This window comes from Phaeobacter sp. SYSU ZJ3003 (assembly GCF_041300735.1).
Classification (GTDB): domain Bacteria; phylum Pseudomonadota; class Alphaproteobacteria; order Rhodobacterales; family Rhodobacteraceae; genus Phycobacter; species Phycobacter gallaeciensis_A.
On the sequence record NZ_PXNU01000091.1, the window covers coordinates 1 to 8,007 of the forward strand.

An 8,007-nucleotide genomic window follows, 5' to 3' on the forward strand; every position below is an offset into this window, starting at 1 on the left:
AATCTACAGTCAGCTTTGTGTGCCAAAAACAGCGGAAATCACGGCTTGACCGATATAGGAGCTTCAATGCGGCCGTCGAAACGTTCTTCAAAACCATCAAGGCCGAGCTGATCTGGCGACGGTCATGGGCAACCAGGCGGCAAGCCGAGATGGCGATCTTCGAATACATCAATGGCTTCTACAATCCACGTCGACGGCACTCAGCATTGGGCTGGAAAAGCCCGGTCGCCTTCGAAAGAAAAGTGGCTTAAACGAGCACTTGGGGCGGCACAAATACGCGACAGGTCCATTTCGGACTGACCGAGAAGGATGCACAGCTGCCGATCCCGGAAGATCACATCCTGACCGACCGCATCATCCGCGAGAGCTTCGAGGCTCTGCTTGGTCAGTTGCGCGGGACCGGGCTCGAAGCAGAAATCGAACCGCTCGCCCATGGGCTCGCCACGATCCTGCAGCGGCGCAAGGTGGCGCTCGGCAAGGAGGTCGACCGCACTGCGGACAAGATCGGCGCGCTGGCAAAGTCCCATGACGGATCGGAGATCGCCGAGACCGCGCTCGAAGAAGCGCAGGCGCGCTTTCTGCAGCTGCGCGAGATTGTCGGCGCCATAGAGGTGATGAGCGAGGCTGCGGCGGAATGCTACGAGATCGAGACCGGCCACGCCTTCATCCCGGCAGCCGGGTCGCGCGCAAGCGTCCGGGCGCAAGAGACCGGGGCGGTCTTCGAGGCGCGGCAGCTTCTGGAGCAGCACGACCGGGAAACCGCCGAGAAGTCGAAAGTCGAGGGTGTTCCCCTGATCGTCTCGGGCGCCACCGACTGGACTGATGTTGATGTGATCTTCAACACGCTCGACAAGGTTCGCGAGCGGATCAAGCAGAACCGCAATCAGGAAATCTTCCTCTGCCACAAGGGTGGCAAGCACGGGGCGGAGATGATCGCGGCTCGGTGGGCTCGCGCACGGGGTGTCGCACAAGCGCGTTTCGATCCGCGCTGGTCCGCGCATGGGCGGGCGGCACCGTTCAAGTGCAACGACGAGATGCTGGACGACAAGTTCGCGGCGACGGGGGTTGTGCTCTTCGGCGGCAACGGGGTCGCGCTGAACCTCGGGCAGAAGGCGGAAGCGAAAGGCCTGACGGTCATGCGGGTTGCGGACCCGGCGAAGAAGGCGTCGCAGGATTGAAGAAAGAGGGTCGCCTTCGGGCGGCCCTTTCGTCGTTTCTTATGGGTGTGGACGTTCTCCAAATCACTTTGCCTAGCAATTTCCTGTTTTGATAGGTATATGTGTGCCAAGCAAAACTTGGAAATGATAGGCATGACCCCACTCAGCAGCATCGCGATGAGCGCCTATACCGACCTGGTGCGTCTTCTGAAGGACGACGCCTTGTCCGGTGTCGAAGGCAAGCCCACGCTCAAGGAGCGTGGGGATAAGGCCTATTGGTATGCCGCGCGCCGTGTCGGGACGGAGATGCGGTTCATCTATATCGGCGAAGACAGCGACGAGACGCGCGCGCGCATCGACCGGATCGAAGAGCTGCGCGCAACGGCCAAGGATCGGCAGGCGGAACGGTCGCGGCTTGTTCGGCTCTTGCGTGCGGAAGGCATGACGCCCATCGACCGGGCGACCGGTTCCATCCTGTCGGCCATGGCCGCAGCCGGGACCTTCCGTTTGGGTGGCACCATCGTCGGAACCAATGCATTTCGCCTCTATGAAGGCGAGCTTGGTATCCGTCTGCCAATTGGCGGTATGGCCAATACTGGCGACATCGACATCGCGCAGTTCGAGAAGCTCAGCGTTGCGTTGCAGGATCAGGTCGACCCGGGTCTTGCCGAGACGTTCTCAGCGCTCAAATTCGATCCTCTGCCAGCTCTTGACCAAGGTCGGACATGGCGATGGGCCCAGGGTGGCAGCGGCCAGTTGGTCGAGTTCCTGACACCGGCGTTCGGGGATGAGACCATCCGTGATCTGCCAGCATTGGGCGTGAACGCCCAAGGATTGAACTATCTCAACTTCCTGATCGCTGAGCCGATCCACGCGGCGGCGATCTATAGATCCGGCGTTCTGGTGCAGGTGCCCCGCCCGGAGCGTTATGCAGTCCACAAACTGATCATTGCCGACCGGCGCCGCGATGGGGCAGGGGGCCTGAAATCCGCGAAGGACCGCGAGCAGGCGGCTTTCCTTATCGAAGCGATGGCCGAGGACCGGCCCGATGATCTGGCTCGGGCCTATGCCACCGCAATGGAGGTTGGGCCGCGCTGGCGGGAACACATCGGCAACTCGCTGAAGCGAATGCCTGATACCAGGGGGATGCTCGACAGCTTGGGCGCGTGATGGCCATAACCGGGTCGCCTTCGGGCGGTCCTTTCGTCAAATCTCATGGCGCGTGCGATCGGTCACACTTGATCTGCATCTCACGGCGTCCAGCACCGTCATCCCTCTACCCAGCCCGTCAGAGTTCGGCCCATCCGCATCGGTACGGGCTGGGGATGGTGCGCACCTAGCACATCGTCAGCAGCGCAAGACGCGAGGGGTCGAGACGTCGCACTTGAGGCTGAAGCCCTGCTCGACCCTCGGGTGGTGTCGCGGAACATCGCACCCACGCGGGCGGGCGTCATCAGCACCCCGGCCAGGTTCGGCAGGACGTGGACGCGGATGGTGGCGACTGCGTGATGGCACAGGTCAATCGGGTCCCTCCTTTTTGCTATGCATGTGGATCGCACGGGGTCGGCCCGTTCGTGCCCTCAGCTCACGCTTCGGCAAGCACAAATACGGTTTCCACGGCGGGGCCGCGGATCCTCCGCATTTGCGCTTGCGACCGGTCCTCTTGCCCCCGTGCTGGGTGATCCTCATCGCAATAAGGAGTAACCCAAATGACCAACCACTACGTCGCCACCGTTCCCGTCAAGTTCACCGATACCGATGGCCAGGAGCGCACCCGATTCCAACGCGTGGGCGCCATGTTCCGCAACACCCGCAACGGGGACGGCTCGGAGTTCTTCAGCCTCAAGCTCGACTTCCCGGTCGCGGTCTCGGAGCTGGTGATGTTCCCACCGAGCGCGAAAGATCCCCAGGACTAAATCCTCTGGCGAGGATGGGCCGCCCCAGGACGATCTTGGGGCGGCCCGATCCCTGTTCCAGGGATGCCGTATCCGGCGGTCAGTTCGCCCGAGGTGACCTCCTCTTGGTGCCGGTCGCTGCGCGCGCAACGGACGATCGCCGCTCGGAATGATCCGGCCGCGACAGACCGGCCAGTCAGCCTCAAGGGGGCCATCCACAAAAACCTATCGGCCAAGGCCTCCCGGTTTTTGCGGCAGAGATTTGGCGGAGCCAAATCTGGCCCTCCTTGACCCTGCCTGTCCGCCCTGTCGGTGGGGTTTGCGCCCGCCCGCGGTTCCGTCCGAACACATGCGTGTTCGGTCAGACCCTCGGGCGGTGTTTGGGGAAAGGGACCCATTGGACAGGTGGGGTTCTTGTTGGCGAGGGGGCAGGCCCGCGTCCCTGCGGGCCGCGGGGGAAGCGGACACCAAGGCTGCCTGAGGCTGAATGCAACTAAAGTATATAATTGACATCGTGGTATATTATCGTAATGTGGGGGCAGCCTTGGTGGAAGGTGGCAGGAAATAGGGGGTCTTTCTTCCGCATGTCCCGAACAAAACGCCTGACAGAGATCGAGAAGATGCAGATCGTCCGCGAGGCCGCGGAGGGTGTGTCGACGTCTGAGCTGGCTGAGCGTTTCGAGGTCACATCGCGGGCCGTGCGCTACGTCCTGAAAGCCGATGCCGAGCGCCAGACGGATGCTGCGATCCCGGTCGCCGCGGTCAGTGTGAAGGTTACGGCTGCGGAGCTTAAGGCGCTCGACGCGGTGCTGGCCGCCGCCGGGATCGAGAGCAGAGCCGAGGGGCTGCGGCGGCTCATTCAGGCGGCGGGCGGGGTTTTCGTTCCGGACGCGCAGATGGCAGCAGAGATGGCGCGATACAGGTCCTCTTTGCATGAGGTTGGCAATGGGGTCGCACAGATCGCCAAGCAGATGACGCGGGCCAATCGGATGGGGCAGGGGGCTGATGGTGGCACGCGTGCCGAGTTCTCCGAATTGCGCCTTGCGCAGATGCGCGGGTTGGCGCGGTTCATCCTCGATTCCGCCGACGAGATCGATCTGCTCCTGCGGCGTCGGCGCGACGCGATGCAGCTCGAGGCCAGTGCTGCGCTAAGGGAGTTTGCCCATGCGGCTGAATGATGCGGTTGACGCGGTCACCGGGGAGGTCTTCAGGGATGGCTGGAGCCGAATCCGAGGCTCGATGCAGGGGCTGTATGTCGCCAAGCAGAGCCAGCTTGCGCGCGCGGCAGCAGGGCATCGGCCAGCGGTCTTCAAGGCGATCCGGGGTGGGGGCACGCATACCAAATCGCAGCTGATGAACCAGCTCGATTACCTCACCACCAAGTCTACCCATATCGTGGACAGTAGCGGGTTCCTCGATGGCAAGGCGAAGCTCGAAGCGAAGGACATCAAGGACCTCACCGAGCGCTTTGCCAAGCGGTGGGACGCGGGCTTCAAGCCCAAGCTGGGCCAGACCACCCATATGCTCATGTCCTTCCCAGTTGGCACGCGCGGCGAGGATGTGCGCGACATCTCGACGGACGTGGCAGAGCGGTTCTTCCAGACCGATGAGGGGCATTTCGACTACATCATCGCGGTGCATGAAGACCGCGATCACCCCCATGCGCATCTGGTGCTGAACCGCCACTCGCAGGAAGGCGAGTTCTTCTTTCTGGGGCGCAACCACCGCTTCAACTATGACGACTTCCGCCTCGCCATGGTCGAGGAGGCGGAGAAGTACGGCGTGCGCCTGGAAGCCACGCGCCGGGTGGATCGCGGTGTCGTGCATTACCCCGCCCGGACCAGCGAGGTCTATGCGGCGAAAGAAGAGGGGCGCGCGCCCCGCGAGCGCGAACGCGTGGGCACCGACCTGACGCGGACGCTCGCGGAGATTGCCAATACCAGAACCGTCTACCACTCGCTTGCTGCGGAGGCATCGCGCGAGGCCCGTGAAGATATTGCCACAGCCCTTTTCCGCGCGGGTGAGGTGCTGGCGCGCGGCGGGCAGCTGGACCGAACAGGAGATGTGTATATGGCCGAGGATCAGAGTTTCGAGGATCTGAGAAGCCTCTATGCGGAGAAGCTCGCGCGGGTGCAGGGCATGATCGCCGAGAAGTCCGACGCGGAACGTCCCGTGCTGGAAAAACGCCTCATCGAGATCCAGACGCAGGTCCAGCACATGCAGCCGCTCGGATTGCGTTCGAGCACGTTGTCAGAGGCGCCCTCGGAGGGCGGGGTCTACTCAGAGGCAAACATACAGGAAAGCCAGTTGGAGCGCCTCGCCGATCCGCGCCTGCGGTCGCGGATCGACGCGGCCCTGCGGGGCACGGGGATCAGCACATCGAAAGTGGTGGCCCGGATCGAGACGGGCGCCTCAAATGCTGCGCTCGAGCATCAATGGATCGCCGATGATCTCTCCAAGGTGGCTGAGGCGCGCGATCTGAACCTCGAACGCCGCGCCGATCTGGAACAGGCGCGCGACATTCTCAACGATGTGCACGTCGAACTCGGTACGCTGCTGGAAAGGGAAAGCGTGCTGCGCCGGGATGGCATCGTGGAAGCGGAACCGGTCAGCGAGCGGTTCCATTATCACCGGGACGCGGTCCGGATGATGGAAGGGACAATCCGTCAGGAGATGCGCGCAGACGGCCTGACCGCGCAGCAGATCGAGGACCGGGACTGGGAGGTTGTCTCACGGGCGGAGCGCCGGATCGAGACGGAGCAGCGCACGTATCTCGATGCACATCCGGAGCTACTCGCACGCCCTGGCGATGTGATCGACCGGTCCGCGCCCTATAGGGAGACCATCACCGATGCGGCCCGCGCCAGAGAGATCAGCCGCGAGGTCGACCGGATCATTGAGGGTCGCGATGCCCGCACCCCTGTTGCGGATGCAGTTACGGATGACTTACGCGCGCGCTATGCGGACATGCCATCCCACCTCGCCCGTGGTCTAGGCGCGACCTATGCGGCCGTCGTCGAGATACGCAACACCGAGGCCATCAATCAGGTCCGCCGCGAAACCGAGTTGCGCGAGGGGCTTGGGGTTGGCACGCGCGACGCACCCCTCGCAGCCCGCAGTGAAACTGCGCCGCAGTCTGACCGTGCCGACCGCCTTGCAGACGAGATTGCGCGTGTTCTGGACCATGAGCGGGCGGGGGAATTGTCCGCGCCCTTCGAGACCGAGGCGGAGCGGGACGCCTTCCGCGAGGAGATCGCGCGGGTGCTGGATGACCGCCAATTGGGCCGGCTCACATCCGGCGATGCCGATGCGCTGGACAAGGTTCTCGAGGACCGTCTCGACCGGCTCTATGTCGCTAAGGTCTATCTGCAATCCGATGCCGCGACGGCCAACACCGAGGCCTTGCGCCAGGTGGTCGATGAACTCGCCGATGCTGAGTACGAAAAACACCGCGCGACAGACGTGGACGGTGAGACCGAGCGGGGTCAGGTCCATTGAGCGCCGCCATGGGAAAGGCGCGGATCGCGACCGGCGTTTTGCTGGTGACGCTGGTGACAGCCGCCATCGGCTACACCATCGCCTCGGCGGTGCTGACCTACCAGGATCTCGGCTTCGGGGCCGAGATCGACTTTGCCTATATCGCGCAAAACTATCTGGCGATCCTGGACCGCCGCCCGGAGGACGCCCAGCTTATTCACCTGATCATCGGCAGCTTCGCCGCCGCCGGCCTGATGCTGAGCCTCGCCCTCTCAGGGTCCGCCCTGACACGCTTTGGCCAGACCCATTGGCAGACCGCGCGAGAGATGAAGGCCAATGGGTTTTTCGGCGCACCCGGAACTGGGTTCATTCTCGGCAAGCTCGGTACTCCAAAATCCCGCGCGAAATACATCTGCTCGAAAGTCTTCCCGCATGCGCTGATTGTGGCCCCCACGGGCCGCGGCAAGACCTCGGGCTTCGTCATTCCGAACCTGCTGACCTGGCAAGGCTCCGCCGTGACGCTCGATGTGAAAGGCGAGTGTTTCGAGGCCACGGCCCGGCACCGTGCAGCCCAAGGCGACAAGGTCTATCGCTTTGCCCCCACCGATTGGGAGGGCAAGCGCACGCATCGCTACAACCCGCTCCTGCGCATCTATCAACTGAAAGATCCCGCGCGCCAGCAGATGGAATTGCAGCTTCTCGCGACGCTCTTCCTGCAAAGCGACAATGACCGGGTGCAGGGCCTTCTCAAGGGCGGGATCGATCTCTTCGTGGCGGCAGGCCTGTTGGCCTTCCAGCGCAAGCGCCCCACCTTGGGCGAGATCTACCGCATCGCGGCCTCGGGCGGGAACAAGCAGAAGGAATACTTCGCGCGCGGCCACGAGGTGGATAACAGGGCCGCCAAGCTGATCTTCACGCGGCTGGCGTCCACCAACAACGATACGCTGACCTCTTACGTCTCGCTCCTGATGACCTCGGGGCTCGATCAATGGCAGAACCCGGCCATTGATGAAGCGACGGCGGTCTCGGACTTTGATTTCCGGACGATCCGCAAGAAGCCCTTTTCGGTCTATCTCGTGGTCCAACCGCTGATGGTGAAGCCGCTCGCGCCACTGATCCGGCTGTTCTTCTCCGATCTCCTCTCCGCCATGCAGGAAAAGGACCCCGGGCCGGATGAGCCCTGGCCCGTGATGATCATGCTCGACGAGTTCAATCGCCTCGGCAAGATGCCCATTGTGGTCGAGAGCATCGAGACCCTGCGCACGTATCGCGGCCATCTGGCCGTAGTTACGCAAACGATCCCCGCCCTCGATGAAATCTACGGCGAGAACACCCGCCGCGCCCTGCAGGGCAACGCGGGCGTGAAGCTCTACCTCACGCCGTCGGATGAAAAAACCGTCGAGGAGCTGAGCCGGTGTTCGTCAAGGTAGTTGTCGCCTGCATTCGATTTCACGCTGCGCTTTTGGCGGGCCCGGCCA

Annotated in this window: 6 protein-coding genes and 1 pseudogene; all 7 read left to right on the forward strand. The window is 63.1% G+C overall.

Annotated elements, in window-relative coordinates:
- Nucleotides 1–251 (forward strand): IS3 family transposase (locus C6W91_RS20260; protein ID WP_370571498.1); only part of this gene is annotated, 251 nt, incomplete at its 5' end.
- A gap of 45 nt (nt 252–296) precedes the next feature.
- Nucleotides 297–1,178 (forward strand): DUF2493 domain-containing protein, encoded by an 882-nt coding sequence (locus tag C6W91_RS20265; protein ID WP_370571502.1) that lies wholly within the window; start codon nt 297–299, stop codon nt 1,176–1,178.
- 132 nt (nt 1,179–1,310) lie between these two features.
- The gene (locus C6W91_RS20270; protein ID WP_370571499.1) at nt 1,311–2,327 is read left to right on the forward strand and encodes a GSU2403 family nucleotidyltransferase fold protein; all 1,017 of its coding nucleotides are present in this window, start codon (nt 1,311–1,313) and stop codon (nt 2,325–2,327) included.
- A 539-nt stretch (nt 2,328–2,866) separates the two neighbouring features.
- Nucleotides 2,867–3,073 carry a hypothetical protein gene (locus tag C6W91_RS20275; protein WP_007120662.1) on the forward strand — a complete coding sequence of 69 codons (207 nt, stop codon included), beginning with the start codon at nt 2,867–2,869 and terminating at the stop codon, nt 3,071–3,073.
- A 563-nt stretch (nt 3,074–3,636) separates the two neighbouring features.
- A complete protein-coding gene (locus C6W91_RS20280; RefSeq protein ID WP_370571500.1) occupies nt 3,637–4,230 on the forward strand; it encodes a transposase in 594 nt (197 codons plus the stop codon).
- Nucleotides 4,217–6,550 carry a relaxase/mobilization nuclease domain-containing protein gene (locus C6W91_RS20285; protein WP_370571501.1) on the forward strand — a complete coding sequence of 778 codons (2,334 nt, stop codon included), beginning with the start codon at nt 4,217–4,219 and terminating at the stop codon, nt 6,548–6,550. Before C6W91_RS20280 ends, C6W91_RS20285 begins: the two co-directional genes overlap by 14 nt.
- A gap of 8 nt (nt 6,551–6,558) precedes the next feature.
- A pseudogene (locus C6W91_RS20290) lies at nt 6,559–7,944 on the forward strand (type IV secretory system conjugative DNA transfer family protein); the annotation flags it as partial.
- Nucleotides 7,945–8,007: the final 63 nt, after the last annotated feature.